We start from the raw sequence: 24,514 nt of genomic DNA on the forward strand, positions 1-24,514 counted from the left end.
ATGTCGTGCGCCGGCTTCAGAACGGGTAAGCCGGTGCCTCTCCCTTGATCGTGACCCACTGCCACTCGGTGAATTCCTCCCAGTTCGCCGGGCCGCCGATGGCGCTGCCGTTGCCCGAGGCGCCGACGCCGCCGAAGGGGTTGACCACCTCGTCGTTGACCGTCTGGTCGTTGATGTGGAGGAGGCCGGTCTGGAGCTGCTCGCCGATCGCCATGGCGCGCGACACGTTGCGCGACTGGATGGCGGCGGAGAGGCCATACTCGGTCTGGTTGGCAAGCTTTACGGCTTCGGCATCGTCGGCGAAGGTGGTGACGACCGCAACGGGCCCGAAGATCTCTTCGCGAAAGGCGCTCATCTCGGGGGTGACGCCTGCAAGGACGGTGGGCGTGTAGAACAGCTTCTCACCCTGGCCGCCCGTGACGAGCGTGGCGCCCGCATCGAGGCTTTCCTGGACGACCTTGGCGACGTGGTCGGCCTGGCGCTGGTTGATCAGCGGGCCGATGGCGACGTTCTCGTCGGTGGGGTCGCCCATCGGGAGTGCCTCGGCCTTCTCGCCCAGGGCCTTCACGAAGTCCTCGGCAATCGCTTCGTGGACGAGCACACGGCCCGCCGACATGCAGATCTGTCCCTGGTGCAGGAACACGCCCCAGGCGACGTTGCGAAGCGCAAGGTCGATATCGGCGTCGTCGAGCACGATGATCGAGTTCTTGCCGCCCAGCTCCAGGCTCACCTTCTTGAGATGGCGGCTCGCGTTCTGGCCGACCATGCGACCCGCGCCGGTCGAGCCGGTGAACTGGATCATGCCGACCTCGGGGTCCGAGCACAGCGCCTCGCCCGCTTCGCTGCCGCCGGGAAGGACGTGCAGGAGGCCGGAGGGCAGGCCCGCCAGTTCGAACAGGCGCGCAATGACCAGGCCGCCGCAGATTGCGGTGCGCGGGTCGGGTTTCAGGATCACCGCATTGCCCACGGCCAGCGCGGGCGCGACCGCGCGCATGGCGAGGTAGAGTGGGAAATTGAAAGGCGAGATGATGCCCACGACGCCAATCGGGCGGCGCCGCGCCATGTTGATGCGGCCGGGCGTGGTGGGCAGGACAAGGCCCTGCGCCTGATGGGGCATCGCGGCGGCAAGCTGGATGGACTTCAGCGTCACGGTCAGCTCGAACGCCGCCTTGGCGCGGGCCGAGCCGCTTTCACGGACCAGCCAGGTGACGATATCCTCGAAGTGCGTCTGGCCGATGGACAGCGCCTTCAGGAACACCTCGGCGCGGGCGTCGGGGGTGAGGGCGGCCCATTCGCGCTGGGCGCGGCGGGCGGACTTCGCCGCTTCGGCAACGGCTTCGGCGTTGGCGAGCGCAATCTGGCCCAGCTCCTTGCCGGTGGCGGGTTCGATGGCCTGCGTGGTGTCCTCGCCAGCCGTCCAGCCATTGCCGTAGAACATACCGGAAAGATACTTTTCGGGGAGGAAACCGGCTGCGTCCTGCGCGCTGGTGTTCGTCATGCCCATCTCCGTTCTCTTGTTTTTTATCGCGTATTGGCGACCTGAATGGAGCCGGAGGTAAGTTTTCTCCCCAAGGATGCAAAGACCATCTAGGTTCCTTTACATATCGATCTGGTATATTGCAGGGCGTGGTCGCAACGAGAGGAACCATGGCGGACATTCGGCGTTTGCGTTATTTCGTGGCGGTTGCCTCGGAGCAGAGCTTTACCCGCGCGGCGGCGCGGCTCCACATGGCGCAACCCCCGCTCAGCCGCCGTATCCAGGAAATCGAGGAAGAGCTTGGCACGCAGTTGATCGAGCGTTCCTCGCGCCCGCTCTCACTCACGCCCGCTGGCCAGCTGTTCTACGCCCACGCCCTTCAGGTGCTCGAACGCCACGATACCATGGAGCGGGCGATGGAGCGCTTCATCAAGGCGGAACGGCCACGCTTCACGCTGGGCGTGCAACCCTCCGAGTTCTACGTCCGCCTCCCGCAGATCGTGCGGCGCTTCCGCACGCAGGACCCGGGTACGGACCTGGTCCTCACCGAGATGAGCAGTTCCGAGCAGATCGCGGCCCTGAAGGAAGGCCGGATCGATGCGGGACTGGGGCGTGTGCGAATCGATGATCCTGCAATCGAGCGCGAAGTGCTGCGCGAGGAACGCCTTGTCGCCGCGCTGCCACCGGGCGCGGGGCCTGCGAACGAGCCCATTGGCCTCGACCGTCTGGCGCGCATGCCCCTGCTGCTCTATCCGCGTGAGCCGCGCCCCAGCCACGCCGACGTGGTCCTGTCCGTCTTTCGCGATTCCGGCCTTAGTCCCGAGGAAGTGATCGAGGTGCGCGAACTGGAGACGGCGCTCATCATGGTCTCGGCTGGGGTCGGGGCCTGCCTCATCCCGGCTTCCTCGCAGTGGCTCGCTCATCCCGAGGTGATCTGCCGTCCGGTGCAGCCGCGGGCTGTCTCGCCGATCATTCTCTACCACCGCCCCGGTGAGGCTTCGCCCCAGTTCGGCACGCTCCTGCGGACATTCGCCTCCCTGTTCCAGGAATGGGGCTATCCGCTCTCGGCGCGCCTGTTGCAGGCGTGACAGCCACAGGTGCGCAGGCAAGTCTCGTGTTGGTAGACGGATCGGACGCTTGACCCATGGCCGTCCGGCCTTTCATAACAGGTGGTAAGATGGCGTCCTGAAGGGCGTGGGACGACAGATTCCGCAGGGAGAGAGACATGTCACGTGCCGTATTCGCGCTGACCGCGCTGCTGTGCGCGGGGATCGCAACACCGGCCCTGGCGAGGGCGGACGGGACTTTGATCGAGGCGGATGAAGCGCGCTGCACACGCGTCGCGCATGAGCGTTTCGGTGAGGATGTCACCCTGACCCGGGTCGTGCATCTGGACGTGACCCCGGCGACGGCCGGTGACGCGCAAGGCACGCCGCGCATGTCCGCGCTCCCCGCCCATTGCCGGATCGAAGGCATCATCAACGCGCGCACGGGCGCCGATGGCAAGGACTACGGCATCGGTTTTGCGATGGCGCTGCCCGATGACTGGACGGGGCGCTTCCTGCTCCAGGGCGGCGGCGGGCTCAACGGCAGTGTGAAGCCTCCGGTGGGGCCTGTCGCCAGCGATGGCACGCCGGCACTGGCGCGCGGCTTTGCGGTCATCAGCCACGACAGCGGGCACAAGGGCGCGGTCTTCGACGACAGTTTCCTGGCCGACCAGCGCGCTGCGCTCGACTTTGCCGAAGCCTCGGTGGAGCGCGTGGCGCTGCTCGGCAAGGCGATCGCGACGCGTTACTACGGCGCGCCCATCGCGCACAGCTACATGACCGGCTGCTCGACGGGCGGGCGCGAGGGCATGCTCGCCTTCCAGCGCTATCCCGAACTGTTCGACGGCATCGTGGTCGGAGCCCCCGCGATGCGTTCGGCGGATTCGAACCTCGGGGTCGAATATACCCAGGTTCTGTTCAATCAGGCCGTGCCCAAGGATGTGGACGGCGTGCCCATCCTCAGCCAGGTCCTGACCGACGCCAATCGCAAGGCGATCCTGGCGGGTATCCTCGACCAGTGCGATGGCCTGGATGGCCTGAAGGATGGCATGGTGGAGAACGTCGCGCAGTGCCGCTTCCAACCGGCTCGTATTGGCTGCGAGGAGGCACCGGGCGAGGGGTGCCTGTCGGCCGGACAGGTGCGCGCGCTGGAGCTCGGGCTGGCGGGGCCCAAGGACAGCGCAGGCTATCCGCTCTACGTGCGCATGGCGGCCGATACCGGCATCGTGGCAAGCCCTATGGGCTATCTGCCGACAGGGCTTCCCGGCCCCTTCGGCCCCCCCAACCGCGCGACCGAGATCGACCTTGATGCGAGCATCCACGCGATCCGCAACACCGCCTGGCAGCGCCTGACCGACACCAACTACTGGACCAACCTCAGCACCTATCTGGGCCGGGGGGGCAAGGTCCTGTTCTTCCACGGCGTCTCGGACTTCTGGTTCTCGCCCTTTGCGACCTGGGACTACTACCAGCGCGCGGCCGAGGCGAACGGTGCGGACTTCACGCAGGCGAGCCGGTTCTACATGGTCCCCGGAATGCTGCACTGTTCGGGCGGCAACAGCTTCGAGGAGTTCGATCTCCTCTCTGCCATCGTCGCCTTCGTGGAAGAGGACAAGGCCCCCGAGGCCGTGACCGCCTATCGCAAGCGTGAGGGGGAGGATCATGTGCGCGAGAGCAGGCCCCTATGCCCCTATCCCGCGCATGCGGCCTACCAGGGCGGCGATCCGAGGCGCGCGGAGAGCTTTACCTGTGAGCCGCCAACCGAGGCCGACTGACCCGGCCTATTCAGCGCGTGAAACGGAACTCGGCGAGGGTCTCCACGATCTGTCCGTCTGCATCGACCCGGCCAATGCCGATCCCTTCGACCATTCCCTCTGCGTGCGGGGGATCGGCCTTCGCCTGCACCATGAAGGCATCGAGCTCGGGGCTCGTCTCGCGGGCAAGCAGGGTCAGGTGCGGATCGAACTGGGCAAAGACGTTGGGCGATCCGTAGCGCTCGAAAACGGGCAGTTTGTCGGGATAGGCCTCCATCCATTCGGGCGGGGCTACCGCGTGGTCGCGCAAGGGTTCGGCCGCGAGCGTGACGAGGTCGGCGAGGCGCTGGAGGGCGGCGCTGCGCTCCAGGGTCAGGAACAGCCAGTCCGAGGGTGTGCGCTCGGCTCCCGTGATGACAAGCGGGATGCGCGCCTGCTGCCGGGCGAGGGCGCCGATGGCGGCGATCAGCTTTTCTTCCGAGCCTTGTGGGTACTGCGTCAAGTAGAGCGTTGCGTGCACGGCGTGCCCCCGCGCCTGGAAGCTGGTCATGCCGCGGGCGGCAAGATCCTCGCTTGCCTTCGTGACGGCCTCTTCGATCGCGGGGGAGGGAATGGCGTAGACGTTCAGGCGCACCGGCTCCTGGGCATGGGCACCAAACGCGAGCGTCATGCCGACAAGACCGAGCAGGGCGGCAAGAAGGCGGGCGAAGCGGTGGTGCGGGGTCCCACGCTCAGCCGCCCGGGTGATAGCGTTTCTCGACATGACCGGTGAGATCCTCGGGGTAGAAGTAGACGGGGCGCAAGGCGCCTTGCGCATAGAGTTCGGCCTGGTCGGCGAAGTGCGGCGAGGCCGGATCGCCGCTTTCCCCGCCCGCCGTGACGGCGAGCGCGCGGACCTTCGGGCCGAATTCGACCACGGCGACGAAGCTGTTGCCGCTCGTGCCATAGTACCTGGCCGTGTTGGGGTAAGGCTTCGCACCGAAGGAGGCGAGCGATCCCCAGACGGCCGAGGTGAAGGGCACCGGAAGGCTGGGCGCATCATCGTCGAAGTGGGGGGTGAGCGTGTTGTCGAGGCGCTGGAAGCGGTTGATGTCGCCCCAGGCCACGCGCCAGGTGCCAAAGTCGCGGGTGAGGCGCGCCACGGTGTCCGCAAGCGCGGCCAGCCGCGTGTCGCCATCGAGGTTGCGGGCGATGTAGTCGGGCAGTTGCAGGTGCGCGGCCTTGGCCTTGGCGCGGTAGTTCGCCCCCAAGGTGTCCCCCCAGACGACCGCCAATGAGGTGGCTTGCGAGGCATAGCCCCAGCGGTGGTCCCAGCGGCGCAGGAGCGTGATCGGCTCGGCCAGCGCGGCGCTGCGGGGATCCTCTTCGGGCAGGGCGTCGTAGTCGGCCAGCAGGTGCGGGAGCAGCATGGCAAAGGCGGGCAGGTGGCTGTCGAAGGCGGCTTCCACCAGCGTTTCCAGCGTAAAGTCGGCGCGTCCTTCCAAAACGGCATCGGCGTGGACGCCGCGGTAGTTGGGGCCGAACTGGTCCATGTACTTGGGGAAGTCTTCCGGCCTGGGGCTGTCGGGGCCGGCCGCGTCCCAGGGCCAATCGTTGGTGTTGTGGACCCAGCCTACAGCGGGGTCGATGGCGCTGGGCAGGCTCTCCAGCGTGTGGAGGCCCTGCCAGTCGGTCGCAGGATCGGCGCCGTCGACGACCTCGGTATAGTCGAAGGTGTCGTCGCGCACGGGCACGAACTGGGGGTGGAGATAGGCGATTTCGCCCTGGGTATCGGCAAAGATCGTGTCGTTCGAGGAATTGGCGCGCCGCTCGGCCACGTCCAGGTAGCTGGCCAAATCCTTGGTCTTGGTGCGCAGCCAGGATTGTTCGAGGGCGGGAATCGGCTTCCACATGAGCGCCTGCGCGATCCACTTGCCGCCGTGTTCGGCAACGACGGGCCCGTGGTGGGTGCGGTAGACCGGGAAGGTGCGGGTGCCCTTCGTGCCGTCCTCGCGGCGGTAGGCGAGGGTGAGGCTTTCCTCTGTCACCGGGCGCAGTTCGTCCCCATAGCGGGTGAAGCGCGCGCCGTCCTTCTCGACCACGGTCTCGGCAAAACTGTCGATGTTGTCGACGCCCGAGGAGGTGTGCATCCAGCCGGTCCTGGTGTTGAAGCCCTGGTAGATGAAGAACTGGCCCCAGGTGCTGGCGCCATAGGCGTTGAGGCCCTCTTCGCTCGTCATCTGCAGTTCGGAGCGGAAGTAGAAGCTGGTGTGCGGGTTGATGAGGAGGAGCGCGTGGCCGTTCTTCGTGTTGGTGGGCGCAATGGCGATGCCGTTGGAGCCGCTCGGCTCGCGCGGGGCCGCGCCGGTCTCCAGCGCGGTCAGCGCAATCTCGCGGCTTTCATATAAGGCCTGGAGCTGGCTGAGCGGGATCGAGCGCTCGATGTCGCCGCCGATGCTGCCTTCGGTGAAGGACAGCGCCATCCACGGCTCGAACCGGGTCAGGACGCGGGGGCGTACATCGGGGTGGGTGGCGAGGTAATAGTTGAGCCCGTCCGCCCAGGCGTCCATCAGCGCGCGCAGCCAGACCGGACTTTCGCTGTACTGGGTCCTGAGCCTCGCGGGATCGACGAAGAGGCGCTGGCGCAGGTCCTGCCAGATCGCGCTTTCCCCTTCCGCCTCGGCCACGCGGCCAAGGGCAGTCAGGTAGTTCATCTCGATGCGCGGGAAGTCGTCTTCGGCCTGCGCGTAGATTGCCCCGAAGACGGCATCGGCGTCCGTTGTGCCGTGGACGTGGGCGATGCCCCAGTCATCCCGCGTGATCGTCACGTCCTTCGCGTGGGCCGACCAGCGCGCGGATTCGGGGGGCGGGGCGGCGCTCGCCTGAACGGGTGCAAGGCTGGAGGCGAGGAGGGCGGCAAGGAGGATAGCGGGGCGTGTCATCGTCTGCTGGTGCTATGCGTGCGGTCTGCGCGAGGCAAGCGTGGTGAGAGCGGAACGCGCCGGAGGGGATCGCCGGGGCCTCTCGGACCTGCCCTTCGTTGCAATTCCTGCACAATCGAACGCAATAACCGTACAGCGCGGTATATTGACGAATTGTGTCTAAAGAGTCACTGGCCAACCGTTCTGTACGGTTATGGAGTGTCCGTTGTTGTCCATGTTTTCGCCGCTTGCGGGAGATGCCCCCCGATCCGCACGGCGCTCGCGCACCAGAGGCGCTGCCTGTGGCGCTGCGTTGGCCCTGATCCTCACGCTGGGCGCCTGCGCCGGTGAACCCGAAGCCAAGGCGCCCGAGCCCGCGCGGGTCGATGTCATGGTCATGCAGCCGCGCGATCTGCCCCGCGACATGGACTTTTCCGGGCGTACGCGCGCCTATCGCGTCGCCGAGATCCGCCCGCAGGTGAATGGCATCCTGCAGCGCCGTTTCTTCACAGAGGGCGTGGATGTCGCCAAGGGGCAGACGCTCTACCAGATCGACCCCTCGGTCTATCAGGCGACCTACAACCGCGCGGTGGCGAACCTCGCCTCGGCCCGCAATCTGGCCCGCCGCTACGAGGATCTCGTCGCCGACAAGGTCGTCTCGCGCCAGCAGCGCGACGATGCCGTGGCCGCCTGGCACCAGGCCGAGGCCGAAGTGCAGGCGGCCCGCATCGACCTGCAGCGCACGCACCTGTCCTCGCCCATCACCGGGCGCATCGGCCGTTCGCTGACGACCGAGGGCGCGCTCGTCTCGGCCGATCAGGCGGTGGCGCTGACCACGGTGACGCAGCTCGACCCGATCTTCGTCGACATCCAGCAGTCGAGCGATGAACTCCTGCGCCTGCGTCGCCATCTCACCGACAAGAACCTGACGGCGGGGAGCGGTGCGAACATCCCGGTCGAACTCACACTGGAGGACGGCAAGCCCTATGAGATCAAGGGCAAGCTCTCGTTCTCCGAAGTGAATGTCGATCCGGGCACGGGCATGACCACGCTGCGCGCGATCTTCCCCAACCCCGAGCACCTGCTGCTGCCGGGCATGTACGTGCGCGCCAAGGTGCGGGCCTCGGTGGCGGAGAACGCGTTTCTGGTTCCCCAGAACGCGATCTCGCGCGACATCCACGCCGATCCTTTCGTCTACGTGGTGGCCAAGGACGGCAGCGCCAAGGAAGCGCGCGTCACTCTCGATGGATCGAGCGGCAGTTCCTGGATTGTCACGCAGGGGCTCCATGCCGGGGACCGGGTGATCACCAACGGCCTCGAAGCCGTGCGCCCGGGCGCCAAGGTTGCGGTCGAGGAGGTCTCTGGCGGCGGCGCTGCCAAGCGCGTGGCGAGCGCGGAGACCCACTGAGATGGCCCGCTATTTCATCGACAGACCCGTCTTCGCATGGGTCATCGCGCTCATCATCATGCTGGTGGGCGCGATCTTCGTGGTCTCGCTGCCGATTGCGCAGTACCCCAATATCGCGCCGCCCCCGATCACGGTCTCGGTCACGTATCCCGGCGCCTCGGCCGAAACGGTGCGCGACACGGTGATCCAGCCCATCGAGCAGCAGATGTACGGCCTCGATGGCCTGGAATACATGTCGGCCAACGCGCAGGCCGATGGTTCGGCGCAGATCGTGCTGACCTTCATCCAGGGCACCGATCCCAACATTGCGCAGGTACAGGTCCAGAACAAGCTCTCGCTTGCCCAGCCCATGCTGCCCGCCGAAGTGGTGGCGCAGGGGCTCTCGGTGACCAAGGCCACGCGCAACTTCATGCTGGTCGCCTCCTTCACCTCGAAGGACCACTCGATGGACCGCGCGGCCATCGGTGATTACCTCGCCTCGAACGTGACCAATCCGCTCGCGCGTATTTCGGGCGTGGGCGACTATATCCTGTTCGGCTCCGAATACGCGATGCGCATCTGGGTCAAGCCGGAACGCCTGCAAAGCTTTGGCCTCACCATCAGCGACGTCCAGAACGCGATTGCCAGCCAGAACGTGCAGGTCTCTTCAGGCGAGATCGGCGGGCTGCCGGCACGCAAGGGCCAGTTGCTTGACGCCACCGTGGTCGGCCCGACACGCTTCACCGACCCCGAACAGTTCCGCAATGTCCTCCTCAAGGTGAACACCGACGGTTCGCAGGTGCGCCTCAAGGACGTGGCCGATGTCGAGCTCAACAGCCAGAACATGCAGCCGCGCGGCCTGATGAATGGCAGCGACACCGCTGCCATCGGCATCAACCTTGCCCCCGGCGCCAACCAGATGGAAGTGGCAGCCGCGATCAAGAGCGAACTGACCCGGCTGGAGCAGTATTTCCCGGAAGGCCTCACGGTCAATTTCCCCTACGACACGACACCCGTCGTCAAGCTCTCGCTGGAAGAAGTGGTCGAGACCCTGATCGTCGCGATCCTTCTGGTGGTGGGCGTGATGTACCTCTTTCTTCAGAACGTGCGCGCGACTCTGATCCCGACCATCGCGGTGCCGGTCGTGCTCCTGGGCACGTTCGCTGTCCTTGGCTTCTTCGGCTTTACCATCAACACCCTGAGCATGCTGGGGATGGTGCTGGCCATCGGCCTGCTGGTCGATGACGCCATCGTCGTCGTCGAGAACGTCGAGCGCCTGATGGTCGAGGAACACCTCAGCCCGCTTGAGGCCACGCGCAAGTCGATGGACCAGATCACCGGCGCACTGGTGGGCATTGCTCTTGTCATCTCGACGGTGTTCCTGCCGATGGCCTTCTTCGGCGGCTCTGCGGGCGTGGTCTATCGCCAGTTCTCGATCACCATCATCTCCTCGATGCTGCTGTCGGCCTTCGTGGCGATCACCTTCACCCCGGCTCTGTGCGCCACGATCCTGAAGCCCCACGACCCGTCCAAGGCCAAGAAGAGTGGCTTCTTCCACGGCTTCAACACGCGCTATGACGCCATGGTCCAGCGCTACGGAGGGGGTGTTGCCGGTGTGCTTCGCCACATGCGCCCCGCGGCCATCGTCTATGTCGCGTTGACCGCGGGCACGCTCTACCTGCTGCAGGTCCTGCCTTCGGGCTTCATGCCCGAGGAGGACCAGAGCACTGTCTTCGTGCAGGTCCAGCTCAAGCCCGGATCGACCGCGGAGATGACCGAGAAGGTCAACAACGACATTCGTGCCTACTTCCAGGACCACGAGAAGGAGGCCGTGAACAGCGTGCTCTCGGTCATGGGCTTCAACTTTGGCGGGCGCGCGCAGGATGCGGGCATCGTCATCGTCGGCCTCAAGGATTTCGAGGAGCGCGAGGGCGCTGAGAACACCGCGATGGCGGTGGTGGAGCGGGCCATGGCGCACTTCCACGACTACAAGGGCGCAACGGTAACCCCCTTCCTGCCGCCTGCCGTCATGGAACTGGGCAACGCCAGCGGCTTCGACCTGGAACTGGAGGATCGCGGGCATCTGGGCCATGACAAGCTGATCGCCGCGCGCAACCAGCTCCTCGCCAAGGCCCGCAGCGATCCGCGTCTGGTCGCTGTGCGGCCCAACGGCCTCGACGACATTCCCCAGGCCCACTTCGTGATCGACCGCGAGAAGGCCGAGGCGCAAGGCGTCTCGATGGCCGAGATCAACACGACGCTGCAAGGCTCGTTCGGCCAGCTCTACGTCAACCAGTTCACGCGGTCGGGGCGCACCAAGCGCGTCTTCATCCAGGGCGAGATCGACAAGCGCATGCAGCCCGAGGACCTCGATTACTGGTACCTGCGCAATGACCAGGGCCAGATGGTCCCGCTCTCGGGCGTCGTGCGCATCGACTGGAAGGTCGGCGCACAGAAGCTGGAGCGTTACAACGGCGTGGAATCCATCGAGATACTGGGCGAACCGGCGCGCGGCGTCAGCTCGGGCGAAGCGATGGCGATCATGGAAGGCTATATCGACGAACTGCCCGAAGGCATCAGCCATGAATGGACCTCGGTGTCCTTCGAGCAGGAGCAGTCGTCCGGCCAGGCGGGCAAGCTTTACGTGGTCTCGATTGTCGCGGTGCTGCTGTGCCTGGCCGCGCTCTACGAAAGCTCGGCGATCCCTGTCGCAGTGATCCTGGCGGTGCCACTGGGCGTGCTGGGGGCAGTGGCGGCCTCGCTGATGCGCGGCCTGCAGAACGACATCTATTTCCAGGTCGGTCTGCTCACCACCGTGGGCCTTGCCACCAAGAACTCGATCCTCATCGTCGAGTTCGCGCGCGAGGGCTACGACCAGGGCATGGAGCTGGTCGAGGCGGCGATCCACGCCGCCAAGGAGCGCTTGCGCCCGATCCTGATGACCTCCTTCGCCTTCATTCTGGGGACGCTGCCGCTGGCGGTTGCCTCGGGCGCAGGCGCGGGTTCGCACGTCGCCATCGGCACGGCGGTCGTGGGCGGCATGATCGGGGCGACTATCCTCGTGATCTTCCTCGTGCCTGCCTTCTTTGTGGGCGTGATGAGGCTCTTCAACGTGCCGCGTCAGGACTACTCCAAGCCGCATTCAGGCCCCACGCCTTACATTCCCGAGCACACCGGACAGGAGGCATGATCATGCGCAAGGCACCCCTCACAAGCCTTCTGGCCCTGACCTTTGCAGGTGTCCTCGCGGGCTGTTCGTTCACCCCCAGGTACGAACGCCCGGACCTGCCGGTGGCGCAGGACTGGCCCCAGCACCTGCAAGCCGCCGCCGGAGAGCCGGCCTTAGGAGAGGATGCGGAAAAGACCCTGCGTTGGGAGGAGTTCTACCGCTCTGCCCCCTTGCGCGAGGTCATCCGGCTTGGCCTTGAGAACAACCGCGACCTGCGTCAGGCCGTGCTCAATGTTCAGGCTTATCGCGCGCGCTACCGCATTCAGCACGCGGACCTGTTTCCGATGCTGGAAGCGGGCGCGGACGGGTCGTTCCAGCGCCTGCCTGCCGATGTCTCGCAGACCGGGCAGGGCCATGTCTTCGAACAGTATGGCCTGGACGTGGGCACGACATCCTACGAGCTTGATCTCTTCGGCCGCATCCGCAGCCTCAATTCCGAGGCCATGCAGACCTACCTCGCCAGCGAGCAGGCGCGCCGCGCAAGCCAGATCACGCTGGTTGCCAACATCGCCATCGCCTTCCTGACGCTGGAGATCGACCGGCAGCGCCTTGACCTCAGCCAGCGCACGCTCACCAACTACGAGGAGGCACTTGGCCTTGTCGAACGTGGACTGGAGGTCGGCACGGCGACCGAACTGGACCGGCGCCAGGCCGCAACGCTGGTGGCGCAGACCCAGGCCGAAGTGCAGCGCGGCACGCGCCTTGTCGCGACCGACACCAACGCGCTGCGCCTGCTGGTCGGGACCGCGCTGCCCGAAGGCTTCGATAGCGGCTTCATCGCCGACGACACGATCCTGGCCCGCGTGCCCGCCGGGCTTCCTGCAGCCCTCCTCCAGCGCCGCCCCGACATCATGGAGGCCGAGCACCAACTGATGGCGGCCAACGCCGATATCGGCGCTGCGCGCGCGGCCTTCTTCCCGCAGGTGACCCTGACGGGTGCGGGAGGCACGGTGAGTGACGGCGTCTCGGGGCTCTTCGGTCATGGGCAGGGGACCTGGTCGTTCCTGCCGCATATCAGCCTGCCGATCTTCACCGGCGGACGGCTGAAGGGCAACCTGCGCTACGCCGAACTGACCCGCGACATGCGCGTGGCGGCCTACGAGAAGTCGATCCAGACCGCCTTTCGTGAAGTCTCCGATGGCCTTGCCGCACGCGTGACGTTTGGCCGGCAGCTGGCCGCGCAGCAGCGCGAGGTGGCGTCTTCGCAAGGCTATCTCGACCTCGCCGACAAGGCCTACCGGGGCGGGGTGCGCGACTATCTCGTCGTGCTCGACGCGCAGCGCACGGTCTTCTCCGCGCAGCAGCAGTACCTTGTCGATCACCTCGCGCAGCTGACCGGCGAGATCCAGCTCTATCAGGCGCTGGGCGGTGGCTGGTCACCGCAGGACGACGCGACGTCCCTCTAGGACGCGACAGGCCCGGTCCACGCCGCCGTGTGTGGGCCGGGCTCTATCGTTTGCGGGACAGGGCGTCTTGCGAAGGGGCGGTCTTCGCTCCTATTGCGAACGTACCGTATGGTATCTGAAAAGGGGGAGGACGCGGTGCGAAAGAAGACGCAGAGCAAGCGCGAGGAGATCGTCGCCATTGCCCGCGCGGCGTTCCTTGACGGGGGGTATGCAGCGACCTCGATGGCGACCATCGCGGCGCTCGTCGGAGGCTCGAAGGGCACCCTCTACGGCTATTTTTCCAGCAAGGAAGAGCTGTTCGGGGCGGTCGTGCGCGATGTCAGCGAAGAGCATGGGCTGCCCGTGCTGGCGCTGCTCGACGATCCGCAGGCCGACCTTGCCGAGACCATCTTCGCGCTCGCGCGCGCGCTCACCCGTTTCTTCGTGATGCCCGAGGCCATCGCCCACTACCGTCTGGCGGTGGGGGAAGCGGGACGGTTCCCCAAGCTCGGCCAGATTTTCTTCGAGCAGGGCCAGAAAGAGGGCGAGGACATGGTGACCGCCTGGCTGGAGGAGCGCATCGCGCGGGGTGAACTTGCGCCGCGCGCCCCGCGCCTCCTGGCCCAGCAGTTCGTGGCGCTGTGCAGGGCAGGGCCCTGGAACGCCCTCTTGATGGGCGCGCCCGAGCAGCCGGGCGAGGCACAGCTGGAGGAACTGGCCACACTGGCGGCGCAGACCTTCCTGGCCGCGCACGCGCTTCCCCACCCCGAGTGATTTTGGGAGTGATTCTGGGAGTGATGCCAAGAAGGGGCCGATGCACCCGCACCGGCCCCTCGGGTCGCCTCAGAACCAGGCCCTGAGGCCCGCGACCGCAACCACCCGGTCGGGATCATCCCCCACCGCGCGGGCATAGTCGGCGGTGGAGCCGAACTTCTTCTGCCATTCGACACCCACGTAAGGGGCGAACTGGCGTGCGAATTCGTAGCGCAGGCGCACGCCTGCCTCGAGCGAGGTGAGCCCACGTCCGGTGCCGCGGTCGGCAATCCGCTGGGCCGAGAACAGCGCTTCGGCGCGCGGTTGCAGGATCAGCCGCTGGGTCAGGCGCTGGTCGGTCTCGGCCTCGATGCGCGCGGTCAGTTCGCCCTTGGTCGACAGGAAGGCCTGCGCGGAGATGTCGAACATGTAGGGCGCGAGCCCCTCGACCCCCAGGCTCACCTGCGTGCGGTCGGGATCCGGGCCCAGTTCCTGCCGCACCCCGGCCTGAAGGTCGAACCAGGCGCCGATGGCGTGGCCCCACAGGACTTCGACTTCGGCGTCCTCGATGCCCTCGCCGAAGGCCGCTTCACCTTCGCTCTTGATCCACAACCGGTCGATGTCGCCACCGGTGCGCAGGGCGCCTTCCCACGACAGGCCGTCGCTGCCCTTGCCCAGTTTCGCTTCGAGCCGGTCGAGCATCACGATGGTGGTGCCCATGCCGCCCATCTCGTGCCGGACCATATGGCGGGCGTGAGCCATGTCCTCACCTGGGAAGAATAGGTCGGCGGCGTGGTCCGGGCCGGAGAACGCTTCGGGCGGGGGCGGGCCTTGCGGGATGTCCTGCGCCATCGATGGCGCGCCCGGGGCCATGGGCATGGCGTGTCCCTCGTGCGCGTCATGCCCATCGTGTGAAGGCATCGTCATGCCCTCGCTATGCTGCGAATGGTCCATGGCGTGGCTGGACATGTCATGACCGGAATGGTCCTGTGCCAGGACAGGAGCCGGGATCAGCAGCGCGCCGGTGAGGGCGCCGATCAGGAAACGGGCCTTTGTCATGCCGGACCTCCGTCCATCGGACGCACGGTGACGACGTTGAACATCCCCGACATCATGTGCAGCAGGAGGTGGCAGTGAAACGCCCAGTCGCCCGGCGTATCGGCGGTCACGTCGAAGGAGACCTTGCCCGCGGGCAGTACGCTGACCGTGTGCTTGCGCGGCCGCCGTGTGCCCGCGCCATTGACGAGATCGAAGAAGAAACCGTGCAGGTGGATCGGGTGCGTCATCATCGTCTCGTTGACGAGGGTGAAGCGCACGCGCTCGTTGTGGGCAAGGCGGATCGGCTCGACCATCTCGGAGAAACGCCGCCCGTCGAAGGACCACATGTAGCGTTCCATGTTGCCGGTAAGGTGGACGACGATCTCGCGCGTGGGCGGGATGAGATCGTCCCGGTCTTCGGGCGTTTGCAGGTCGGTGTAGACGAGCACACGGTGCTTCACGTCATCGAGCCCCAGGCCCCGCTCGCCGGTGCGGTCGGTAGGCATGGGGGCCAGCATGTCGACGCCGGGTGTCAGCTCCACGCCAGGCGCGGTCGCGGGATCGCGCATCGAATGGTTCATCTCCATCCCGCCATTGCCGTGGTCCATGCCGTCCATGTCGTGGCCGGAATGGTCCATCGCGCCCGACCCGCTGCCCATATCCATACCCATGTCCTTCATGGTGAGACGCGGCGGTTTGCGTAAGGGGGGGGCGGGCGCGACCATCCCGGCGCGCGGTGCCAATGTGGCGCGCGCAAAGCCCGAACGGTCGCTTGATTCCGCGATCACGGAATATGCACGCTCGTCCGGCGTCACCACCAGGTCGTAGGTTTCGGCGACGCCGATCTGGATCTCGTCGGTCTCGACCGGCGCGACGTCGCTGCCATCTGCCGCGATCACGGTGAAGGGGAGGCCCGGGATACGCAGGTTGAAGATCGTCATGGCCGAGGCGTTGATGACACGCAGGCGCACCCGCTCGCCGGGACGGAACAGGCCGGTCCAGTTGGCGTCCGGGCCCTGGCCATTGATGAGGTAGGTGTAGGTCGCGCCGGTCACGTCGGCGATGTCCATGGGCGACATGCGCATGCGGCCCCAGGCCAGCTTCTGTTCCTGTGTCCAGGGCTTGCCCGAAGGGTTCTCGAACAGGGCCTGTTGCTGGAAGTTGTAGTAGTCCGGGCGGGCCTTGAGCTTGCGCCAGATTTCCATGGGCGGCGTGAAGCTCCAGTCCGAGAGCATGAGGATCATCTCGCGCTCGGTTTCCACGCGCTCACCGTGGGCGGGATCGATCACCAGCGGGCCGAACAGGCCGGTTCCTTCCTGTCCGCCGGAGTGGCTGTGGTACCAGTAGGTGCCCGACTGGCGCACAGGGAAGCGGTAGGTGAAGGTCTGGTGCGGGGCGATGCCGGGGAAGGTGACGCCGGGCACGCCGTCCATCTGGAAGGGCAGCAGGATGCCGTGCCAGTGGATCGAGCTGTCGATATCGAGGTGGTTGGTGACGGCTAGCTCCACGTCCTGCCCCTCGCGCAGGCGGATGAGCGGGCCGGGCACGGTGCCGTTTACGGTGGTCGCGCTGGCGGTGCGTCCGCCCAGCGTGAAGGGCGTACGGGCAATATTGAGGGCGATGCGCTCACCGCTCAGTGCACCTTCGGTCGTGGTGCCGGTTGCGGGATGGGCGCTGTGGTGGTGGTGAGTCTGGGCGCGGGCCCAGTGGGGGAAGAGCAGCGAGGCCGCCGCGCCGCCGCCTGCGGTCAGCGCGCCGGCGAGCAGCGCGCGCCGGTCATGGGGTGTCTGGAACATGGGGTATCCTTCCGGCGGAGCCGGGTCTGAAATCCGAAATGCAGGGCAAGGTCCGGGCGCGCAGGTGCGGCCGGACTTCGAAGATCAGACAGCCCGCGGAGGCGGAGGATCGAGCGGGGAGGCGTGCGAGGCGAGCGCGGCCATGGCGCGCGGCTGCGGACGCTCGCGGTGGAGCGGGCGCAGCGCCGGGGGCGCGGGAAGGTCGGGCAGGGCAAGCCCGGTTGCGGCCAGGCACGAGGCCATGCAGTGCAGGTTGGCGAGCGGGGCTTCCCCGTGGGCGTTGTCATGTCCCGCGCCGTGACTCGAGGTCTCGCAGCCGGTATGGGCCATGCTCATCGTGTGCGAAGGCGCGGGGCTGGCCTCGCCCGTGCCCGAAAGGACGGGTGACAGGGCAAGCCCAAGCGCAACCAGCGCGAACACCGCGATCCGCTGCACAGAGGCGAGGCCTCCGCGAGAGCCGGACAGGAGAAGGGTGATGGCGCGGTGCATGATGAGCCCATCATATCCGCGAACGGGCTTGCGGTGCAATGGAGTGGAAGAAGAATAAGGAACATTCCGAGGGCCATCGCCCTCGGGCTCCCCATACCGTCTACCTCACCTTGCGCAGCTAGCCTGGCGCGCGGAAGGTGAGGTAGACGATTTTGGGGTCAAGGGGCGATGGCCCCTTGAATCCTTTGGTCCTGAATTATTGGGCCTCGCCGCCTGCCTTCACGACCTCGCCGCCCTTCATCACGAAGTCGACGTTCTCGAGCAGGGTGATGTCGGCGAAGGGATCGCCCTTGACCGCGACAAGGTCGGCGTAGTGGCCGGGGGTGAGCGAGCCCACGACATCGCTTGCGCCCAGCAGGTCCGCGGCGTTGACGGTGGCCGCGCGGATCGCATCGCGCGGGGTCATTCCGGCGCGCACGAGGAGGGCGAACTCCTTGGCGTTGGTGCCGTGGGGCGCCAGGCTCTGGTCGGTGCCGAAGGCGATCTTGACGCCCGCCTTGTAGGCACGGCCCAGGTTGCTCATCACGATCGGGCCGACTTCCAGCGCCTTGGCCGCGGCCGAAGGGTTGAGCGTCTCGGGGTGGGTCTTGGCGATCTGCACCACCGTCTCGGCGACGAGCAGCGTGGGCACGAGATAGGTGCCGTTGGCCTTCATCGCCTTGTCGGTCTCGGCATCGCCGAAGGAGCCGTGCTCGATGGAATCGACGCCCAGCTGCGACGCGTGAAGGATCGCGGTCTTGCCATGGGCGTGTGCGGCGACCTTGATGCCCAGGCTATGGGCAGTGTCGACCACGGCCTTGATCTCGTCGTCGGTCATGGTCTGGTGGTTGGGATCATCGCCGATCGAGAGCACGCCGCCGCTGGGCATGATCTTGATGAGGTTGACCCCGTCGCGGTGCATGCCGCGCACGATCTTGCGCGCCTCGATGGGGCCGTCGATGACGCGGCCTTCGGAATGGAAGTCGAGCTCGGGGCTCATCCCGTTCTGCGGGTCGCCGTGGCCGCCGGTGGGGCCGAGCGGATAGCCCGAGACCCACATGCGCGGGCCTTCGATCTCGCCCGCCGCGATGGCCTTCTTGAGCCCGACGACGATCGACGTCTCGCCGCCCACGTCGCGGATGCTGGTGAAGCCGCCGAGCAGCGTGGCGCGCGCGTAGGCGACCGATTCCAGCGCGGTGTCGATGTCGGTCTTCTGCGCGCGTTCGGCGACAGGGTTCTTGCCGCTGTAGCCCATCGTCACGTGGTCGTGGGTATCGATGAAGCCGGGCAGCACGGTCTCGCCCGAAAGGTCGATGACCTCGGCGCCCTCGCGGGTGACGAAGCCGTCCTCGACCGCGACGATGCGGTCATCGGCAATGACGATGGAGACATTGGAACGGGTCGCCTGGCCATCGAACAGGGTGCCGGCGTGGACGACGGCGTCGCGGGCCAGTGCGCTCTGGCCAAGCGGGGCCAGGGCCAGGGCCACGACGGGCAGGGCGCGAAGAAGTGAGGTACGTGTGGGTCGCATGGGGGTGGGAAAACTCCGGTTGGTCGCAGGGGGACGGCGGCGGGGAGAGGGGGCTCTCCCCGCCGCTTTGGTCCGAAGGTCTGGGATCAGAACTTCTGGCGCACGTTGACGCCGATGGTACGCGGGGTCGCGCTGCTCACCAGCGTGCGCCCTTGTGCGATCGCGCTCGAGCTGGCGCGGGTGATCGCGGTCGCATCGAGCAGGTTGGTCACGTAGAGGTAGGCCCCCCAGGACTGGCCCGGACCTTCCACGCCCAGACGTGCGTTGACGAGGGCATAGTCCTCGACCTCGCGTGCGAAGGTGTAGTTGCGGCGGAAATCCGACCACGAACCGCCTACGTAGTTGAAATCGACGCGGGCCATGCCGCCAAGGCTGTCACTCAGCGACCAGTCGTACTGCGCCGAAGCGCCGCCCATCCACTTGGGCACGTAGGGGATGCGGTCGCCCTTGAGGCCCGAAGTCGCCGTCGCGCCGGTGTTCTGGTCTTCCGACAGGGTGGCGTCGGTGTAGGTCACGTTGCCCTGGAGCGAGAGGCCATCGAGCAGCATCGCGTTCACTTCGGCCTCGACGCCCTTGACCGTCGCCTTGCCCGCGTTGCCGAGGTAGGAGAACGCGCCGTTGGGGGTGCGCTGGGTGACCTGCATGTCGCTCCAGTCGATCCAGTAGGCATCGATGTTGAAGAGCACCGCGCGGTTGAACCAGCTGGTCTTGAGGCCGACCTCGTAGTTCCACAAGCTGTCCGAATTGTAGCCGGTGAGCGCAGCGTCAAGGCCCAGCACCTGGTTCGCGCCGCCCGGACGGTAACCCTGCGAGGCTTCGGCGTAGAGCATCACGTCGGGCGTGAACTCATACGAGCCGTTGAAGCGGAACACCCAGCCGTTCTCGGTTGAATCCACCGCGGTGGGCGGGGTGATGCGCGCGCCAACGAGGATCGAGGGCACATCGGTGTAGCCCACGATGTCCTTGTCGTAGTGGAAGTAGCGCGCACCGCCGGTCAGCTGCGCGCCTTCGAAGGGATGCAGCGTCACTTCGCCGTAGCCCGCCAGCTGGGTCAGCGAATCGTCGATGTGGCGTCCGGTCACGACCTGCAGCGGGCGCACGATCTCGCCCGAGACGGGATCGGTGTTCACCTGGGGGTTCCAGACCGCGATGTTGCGGTCCGACCAGAAGCCGCCGATGGTCCAGTCGAGGATGCCGGTGGTGTTGGAGCTGAGGCGCAGCTCGCCTGTCCAGGCGTCCATCTCCTGCTGGGGATAGAGCACCGAGTAGGACTGCCAGTCGACGAGGTCGTAGTAGTCGGTCAGCTGGCTGTCGCTGCACGGGCTGCCCCCGCCCACGAGCGCGGCGCAGCGTCCTTCGCTGCGCTGGGCCTGCATGAAGCGCGAGACATCGCTTGCCGAGGACAGTTCGCGGTGCATGTACGAACCCGAGGCGACGAAGGTCGCGAAGTCGAATTCATAGGTCGAGGCGATCGAGTAAAGCTCGGTGTCGTCGACGATCGGCTGGCGGGTGTAGGCGTCCGAATTGAACTTGCCCGCTTCCTGGGTCCACAGCGGCGTGTCGGTGCGCGTGCGGTTGAGGAAGGTGGTGACATCGAAGGTCCAGCGGTCGGACGGCTGCATGCGCAGCATCAGGCGCCCGCCATAGCTCTTGAGGACGTTGATGTCGTCGATGCCGAGCGCGGTGTTGTCGATGTAGCCGTCCTGGCGCTTGTAGAAGCCGACCACGCGCACGCCCACCTTGTCGGTGGCGAGCGGCACGTTGAGCATGGCGCTGGCATCGTAGTTCCAGCCGCCGTAGCGGGTGTTCGAAAGGCTGGCATCGACGGCGCTGCCGAGCCCTGTCAGGTCAGGCTTGTTGTAGATGATGCGAAGGGTGCCGCCCATCGAGCCTGCGCCGTAGAGCGTGCCCTGGGGACCGCGCAGAACCTCGACGCGCTCGACGTCGAAGAGCTTGAGTTCCGGCGTCGAACCGCCCGCGTCGTTGCCCGCGCCGATCATGCCGGTCACCGGCGTCTCGTCGTAGTAGGTGCCGATCATCGGCTCGCCCGAGCCCTGGATACCGCGGATGACGACGCGGCGCTGCGAAGGGCCGCCGTCCACGAAGCTGAGGCCCGGCGCGCTTGCGGCCAGGTCGGCAATGTCCTGCACGCCCGAGTTGGCCATGGTCTCGCCGGTGACGGCCGAGATCGAGATCGGCGTTTCCTGGATCGAGCTCGAACGCTTGAGCGCGGTCACCACGATGTCGGCGCCGACGACAGTGTCCCCGTTCGTTGCGGCCTGCTCCTGGGCGCTGGCCTGCGGTGCCCAGGCAAGCGCGATCAGGCTGGCAGCCGTGAAGAGGCTCCGGCCCATGGCCCGGGCCGACAACGTCGTGGTAGTATTCGTGAACACGGTATTCCCCCTGAATCCTCGGCGCGCGCTTTCTTTTGTTGCACGCGCGAAACCTGTTGGCCGCACAGCGCTGTGCGGCCACCCTCATCCGGCGTCTTCGCTCTCCCCGCCTATGTATGTTGTCCCTTGAAGCGGCTTTGCCCCCGCAATCGTGATGACAGGACGTACATCGCCAGATCCGATTGCACGGTTGGCGCCTGAATGGAAGAGGGGAGGGCGCAACAAAATGATGGCATGATCGCGTGTCGACTTGTTGCGGGAGGCTTTGGTCGGGTCGCTTTGCGCAACAAACGTGCACGAATGCGCAAAAGGACGCCTGTTTTGTCCTCGTCTGGCGAGAATCTGCGCGATTTGACGGGGCGCACGTCCGGGAAGCAGACAAGTTTCCGGAAAGTCGCATGAAAACCGGTTGCATCGGGGGCGAAGCGCGCCAAGGGTGCGCGCCGGGATTGCAGACAGATCGCAGGGCACGCCCGGCCGCTTCCCGGCGGCCAGCCCACCGTCTGCACGACAGGGACAACAGGAGGCTTCATGTTCCGCAAGAGTCACGTGGGCGCGCTCGGCGCCCTGCTGCTGTGCAGTGCAGCGCAAATCCATGCGCAGGCCGGAAGCGCACCGGCGATGGACAGCGACTATGCCGCGGCGGTGAAGTCCTGGACCACCAAGCCCGAGTTCATGAGCCCGCTGGTCGATCACCTGCCTGCATCCTCGACCATCCCCTCGCCCAAGGAGGTGCTGGGCGATCACATCGGCGCGCCCAACAAGCTGCACTACTACCAGCAGATCGTGGGCTACTACCGTGCGCTGGCACAGGCCGCGCCCGACCGGGTCAAGATCGTCGAAATCGGCAAGACCGAAGAGGGGCGCGAGAACATCATCGTGATGATCTCGTCGGCGCAGAACATGGCCGACATCGAGAATACGCGGCTGGGCCTTGCCAAGCTGGCCGATCCGCGCGGTGTGTCCGAAGAGGAGGCCAAGGCGGTCATCGCCGAGACGCCGCCGATCTACCACATCTCCGCAGGCCTCCACAGCGCCGAGACCGGCCCGCCCGAAATGCTCATGGAGCTGGCTTATCGCCTGCTCGCCGATGACAGCGAGACCTTCCAGCGTATCCGCGACAACGTCATCGTCTCGCTCAGCCCCGTGCTCGAGGCGGATGGGCGCGACCGTTATGTCGACTGGTACTACCGCAATCTCATCGACGAGCGCGACGACCGCAACAAGCCGGGCGGCCCGCCGTACTGGGGTAAGTACATCTACCATGACAACAATCGCGACATCAATCTGTCGGACAAGAGCGCCAAGGAGCTGATGAAGTGGTACCTGGAATGGCACCCCCCGATCATGCACGAGCTGCATGAATCGGTGCCCTTCCTCTACATCTATTCGGGCATGGCGCCGCAGAACCCGGACCTCGATCCGCTGCTCTTCGCCGAGCTGCCCTGGTTCTCCAACTACGAGATGGCGCAGCTCACCAAGTATGGCATGCCGGGTGTGTGGACCCACGGCTATGTCGATGCCTGGACGCCGGGCTACCTCGCCTTCATGTCGTCCAACCACAACGGTATGCTGCGCATGTACGAGACCTTCGGCAATGGCGGGGCGACAACGATGTACCGCCATGTCGCACCGGACCCGGCCTCGGGCCTTGGCCGCGACCAGACCACGCGCAAGTGGTACCGCCCCAATCCTCCCTACAAGGAGGTCATGTGGTCGCTGCGCAACAACACCAATTTCATGGAAACGGGCGTCCTTACCGCGCTCGACATGACCTCGCGCTTTCCGAAAGAAATCCTCGAGAACTTTTACAAGAAGAGCCGGGATGCCATCAAGGTCGGCGCGGGTGAAGCGCCCTACGGCTTCATCATTCCCGCAGGCCAGGCCGATCCCACGCGCGTCAAGTTCGTGACCGACATCCTGCAGCTTCAGGGCATCGAGATCGGCCAGGCCGAGCGCGAAGTGAAGCTGAAGGAGGGCACCTACCCGGCGGGCTCGCTGATCGTGAAGCTTGACCAGCCCTACGGCCGTCTCGCCAAGATCCTGCTGCGGGTCCAGGACAACTATCCCGACGAGAACGTGGGCACCTACGACGATGCGGCCTGGACCATGGGCCTGATGGCGCACGCCAGGATCGTGGAGAGCGCGGACGAGGACATCCTCTCGGTGCCCACGCGCGCGGTGGACAGCTACACCCCGCGCGGCTCGATCACCGGATCGGGCGCGAAGACCTATGCCGTGCTCGACACGGGCGCGGTGGGCATGGCGACGCTGCGCTACAGGTTGGCGGACGTGGACGGTGTCGAGATCGTCGAGGATGCCTTCAAGTCAGGCGGCACCACCATTCCGGCAGGCTCCTTCCTCGTGCCGGGCACCGCCTATGACACCTTGAAGCCGCTGGTCGAGAGCCTCGCGCTCGACGCGGTGGGGATCGGCAGCGCGGCGGACAAGGCGCAGACCCACGCCAGCGAATTGCCCCGTCTCGGCGTCTTCAGCACCTGGGGGTCGACGCAGGATGTGGGCTGGCTGCGCTACGGGCTCGACCAGCAGGAAATCGACTACGACCTCCTGTTCAAGGAGCGCGTGCGCCAGGGCAACCTGCGGGCCGATTACGACGTCATCATCCTGCCCCAGCAGGGCCGCTCGACCAAGGACATCGTCTTTGACATCCCGATGACCGGCAAGCCGCTGCCCTACACCAAGACCGACCAGTACCGCTTCTCGGGCGACTACGGTTCCTCGCCCGATATCCGTGGCGGCATGGGGCTGGAGGGCCTTGCCGAACTCAAGAAGTTCGTGGATGCAGGCGGTACGCTCATCACCACGGGGCGCGCCAGCGAGGTGCCGATCGAGTATGGCTTTGTCAGCGAGATCGCGACCAAGGCCCCGCCCGCAAACTTCTACGCGCCCGGCCCGATCGTGAAGGGCAAGGTGGTGAAGCCCCAAAGCCCCATCTTCTACGGCTATGCTGGGGAACTGAAGGGCGGCAAGGTGCAGGGCGGCGAACTGGCCGAAGGTGAATTGCCGCTGCGCTGGGCCCAGAGCACGACCTACTACGTGCCCGAGCGCCTCAAGGGCGACGTCCTGATGACCTATCCGGGCGGCAAGGACAGCATCCTGAGCGGTTTCATCCGCGACGGGGACAAGCTCAAGGACAACGCGGCGATCATCAACGTGCCCTCGGGCGAGGGGCGCATCCTGATGTTCGCGACCAACCCGGTCTGGCGCTGGCAGAACTGGGGCGAGTTCCGCATGCTCTACAACGCGGTGCTCAACTGGAAGCAGCTGGGCGCGACCGACGAGACGCCGCCGCCGCCGCCCGCGGTTCCCGCCGCGCAGCAGTGAGATTCGAAGTGA

15 protein-coding genes are annotated in these 24,514 nt (G+C 66.3%); 7 read left to right on the top strand and 8 right to left on the bottom strand.

The features are described 5' to 3' along the window. Window positions 1–16: 16 nt before the first annotated feature. Window positions 17–1,498: a benzaldehyde dehydrogenase gene (locus tag LC060_RS03385; protein WP_226632712.1), complete on the bottom strand. Its 1,482-nt coding sequence runs from the start codon at window positions 1,496–1,498 to the stop codon at window positions 17–19. Between the two features lie 149 nt (window positions 1,499–1,647). On the opposite strand from LC060_RS03385, the gene LC060_RS03390 reads away from it, so the two are divergent. After that, the gene (locus LC060_RS03390) at window positions 1,648–2,565 is read left to right on the top strand and encodes a LysR family transcriptional regulator (RefSeq protein WP_226632713.1); all 918 of its coding nucleotides are present in this window, start codon (window positions 1,648–1,650) and stop codon (window positions 2,563–2,565) included. Window positions 2,566–2,702: 137 nt separating this feature from the next. Then, window positions 2,703–4,298, top strand: a complete 1,596-nt coding sequence (locus LC060_RS03395; protein ID WP_226632714.1) for a tannase/feruloyl esterase family alpha/beta hydrolase — start codon at window positions 2,703–2,705, stop codon at window positions 4,296–4,298. 10 nt (window positions 4,299–4,308) lie between these two features. Here LC060_RS03395 and LC060_RS03400 read toward each other — a convergent pair whose 3' ends face one another. Next, window positions 4,309–5,040, bottom strand: a complete 732-nt coding sequence (locus LC060_RS03400; RefSeq protein ID WP_226632715.1) for a 2'-5' RNA ligase family protein — start codon at window positions 5,038–5,040, stop codon at window positions 4,309–4,311. Further along, window positions 5,009–7,198 (bottom strand): penicillin acylase family protein, encoded by a 2,190-nt coding sequence (locus tag LC060_RS03405; protein ID WP_226632721.1) that lies wholly within the window; start codon window positions 7,196–7,198, stop codon window positions 5,009–5,011. Before LC060_RS03405 ends, LC060_RS03400 begins: the two co-directional genes overlap by 32 nt. Window positions 7,199–7,490: 292 nt before the next feature. On the opposite strand from LC060_RS03405, the gene LC060_RS03410 reads away from it, so the two are divergent. From LC060_RS03410 to LC060_RS03425, 4 genes are all read left to right on the top strand, one after another. Beyond that, window positions 7,491–8,585: an efflux RND transporter periplasmic adaptor subunit gene (locus tag LC060_RS03410; protein ID WP_226632723.1), complete on the top strand. Its 1,095-nt coding sequence runs from the start codon at window positions 7,491–7,493 to the stop codon at window positions 8,583–8,585. Window position 8,586: 1 nt separating this feature from the next. Then, window positions 8,587–11,754, top strand: coding sequence for an efflux RND transporter permease subunit (locus LC060_RS03415; RefSeq protein ID WP_226632725.1), 3,168 nt, complete (start codon window positions 8,587–8,589; stop codon window positions 11,752–11,754). A gap of 2 nt (window positions 11,755–11,756) precedes the next feature. Beyond that, window positions 11,757–13,199 (top strand): efflux transporter outer membrane subunit, encoded by a 1,443-nt coding sequence (locus LC060_RS03420; protein WP_226632727.1) that lies wholly within the window; start codon window positions 11,757–11,759, stop codon window positions 13,197–13,199. 135 nt (window positions 13,200–13,334) lie between these two features. Then, window positions 13,335–13,952 (top strand): TetR/AcrR family transcriptional regulator, encoded by a 618-nt coding sequence (locus LC060_RS03425; protein WP_226632729.1) that lies wholly within the window; start codon window positions 13,335–13,337, stop codon window positions 13,950–13,952. 69 nt (window positions 13,953–14,021) lie between these two features. Here LC060_RS03425 and LC060_RS03430 read toward each other — a convergent pair whose 3' ends face one another. From LC060_RS03430 to LC060_RS03450, 5 genes are all read right to left on the bottom strand, one after another. Next, window positions 14,022–14,990, bottom strand: a complete 969-nt coding sequence (locus LC060_RS03430) for a copper resistance protein B (RefSeq protein ID WP_226632731.1) — start codon at window positions 14,988–14,990, stop codon at window positions 14,022–14,024. Next, the gene (locus tag LC060_RS03435) at window positions 14,987–16,765 is read right to left on the bottom strand and encodes a copper resistance system multicopper oxidase (RefSeq protein WP_226632733.1); all 1,779 of its coding nucleotides are present in this window, start codon (window positions 16,763–16,765) and stop codon (window positions 14,987–14,989) included. Before LC060_RS03435 ends, LC060_RS03430 begins: the two co-directional genes overlap by 4 nt. Before the next feature lie 84 nt (window positions 16,766–16,849). After that, window positions 16,850–17,254: a hypothetical protein gene (locus LC060_RS03440; RefSeq protein WP_226632735.1), complete on the bottom strand. Its 405-nt coding sequence runs from the start codon at window positions 17,252–17,254 to the stop codon at window positions 16,850–16,852. Window positions 17,255–17,450: 196 nt separating this feature from the next. After that, window positions 17,451–18,764: a metal-dependent hydrolase family protein gene (locus LC060_RS03445; protein ID WP_226632737.1), complete on the bottom strand. Its 1,314-nt coding sequence runs from the start codon at window positions 18,762–18,764 to the stop codon at window positions 17,451–17,453. An 86-nt stretch (window positions 18,765–18,850) separates the two neighbouring features. Next, on the bottom strand, window positions 18,851–21,157 hold the full coding sequence (locus LC060_RS03450) for a TonB-dependent receptor (RefSeq protein ID WP_226632738.1): 2,307 nt from the start codon (window positions 21,155–21,157) through the stop codon (window positions 18,851–18,853). A 531-nt stretch (window positions 21,158–21,688) separates the two neighbouring features. Here LC060_RS03450 and LC060_RS03455 point away from each other — a divergent pair. After that, on the top strand, window positions 21,689–24,502 hold the full coding sequence (locus LC060_RS03455) for a M14 family zinc carboxypeptidase (protein WP_226632740.1): 2,814 nt from the start codon (window positions 21,689–21,691) through the stop codon (window positions 24,500–24,502). Window positions 24,503–24,514 lie beyond the last annotated feature (12 nt).

The sequence above is a fragment of the Novosphingobium profundi genome (assembly GCF_020524485.1).
Classification (GTDB): domain Bacteria; phylum Pseudomonadota; class Alphaproteobacteria; order Sphingomonadales; family Sphingomonadaceae; genus Novosphingobium; species Novosphingobium profundi_A.

What these genes read in the sequence shown, in the direction of transcription:
- LC060_RS03395 (WP_226632714.1), top strand. Translation starts at nt 2,703, where the DNA reads ATGTCACGTGCCGTATTCGCGCTGACCGCGCTGCTGTGCGCGGGGATC.
- LC060_RS03415 (WP_226632725.1), top strand. Translation starts at nt 8,587, where the DNA reads ATGGCCCGCTATTTCATCGACAGACCCGTCTTCGCATGGGTCATCGCG.
- LC060_RS03390 (WP_226632713.1), top strand. Translation starts at nt 1,648, where the DNA reads ATGGCGGACATTCGGCGTTTGCGTTATTTCGTGGCGGTTGCCTCGGAG.
- LC060_RS03405 (WP_226632721.1), bottom strand. Translation starts at nt 7,198, where the DNA reads ATGACACGCCCCGCTATCCTCCTTGCCGCCCTCCTCGCCTCCAGCCTT.
- LC060_RS03420 (WP_226632727.1), top strand. Translation starts at nt 11,757, where the DNA reads ATGCGCAAGGCACCCCTCACAAGCCTTCTGGCCCTGACCTTTGCAGGT.
- LC060_RS03445 (WP_226632737.1), bottom strand. Translation starts at nt 18,764, where the DNA reads ATGCGACCCACACGTACCTCACTTCTTCGCGCCCTGCCCGTCGTGGCC.
- LC060_RS03440 (WP_226632735.1), bottom strand. Translation starts at nt 17,254, where the DNA reads ATGCACCGCGCCATCACCCTTCTCCTGTCCGGCTCTCGCGGAGGCCTC.
- LC060_RS03385 (WP_226632712.1), bottom strand. Translation starts at nt 1,498, where the DNA reads ATGACGAACACCAGCGCGCAGGACGCAGCCGGTTTCCTCCCCGAAAAG.
- LC060_RS03400 (WP_226632715.1), bottom strand. Translation starts at nt 5,040, where the DNA reads ATGTCGAGAAACGCTATCACCCGGGCGGCTGAGCGTGGGACCCCGCAC.
- LC060_RS03455 (WP_226632740.1), top strand. Translation starts at nt 21,689, where the DNA reads ATGTTCCGCAAGAGTCACGTGGGCGCGCTCGGCGCCCTGCTGCTGTGC.
- LC060_RS03435 (WP_226632733.1), bottom strand. Translation starts at nt 16,765, where the DNA reads ATGTTCCAGACACCCCATGACCGGCGCGCGCTGCTCGCCGGCGCGCTG.
- LC060_RS03430 (WP_226632731.1), bottom strand. Translation starts at nt 14,990, where the DNA reads ATGACAAAGGCCCGTTTCCTGATCGGCGCCCTCACCGGCGCGCTGCTG.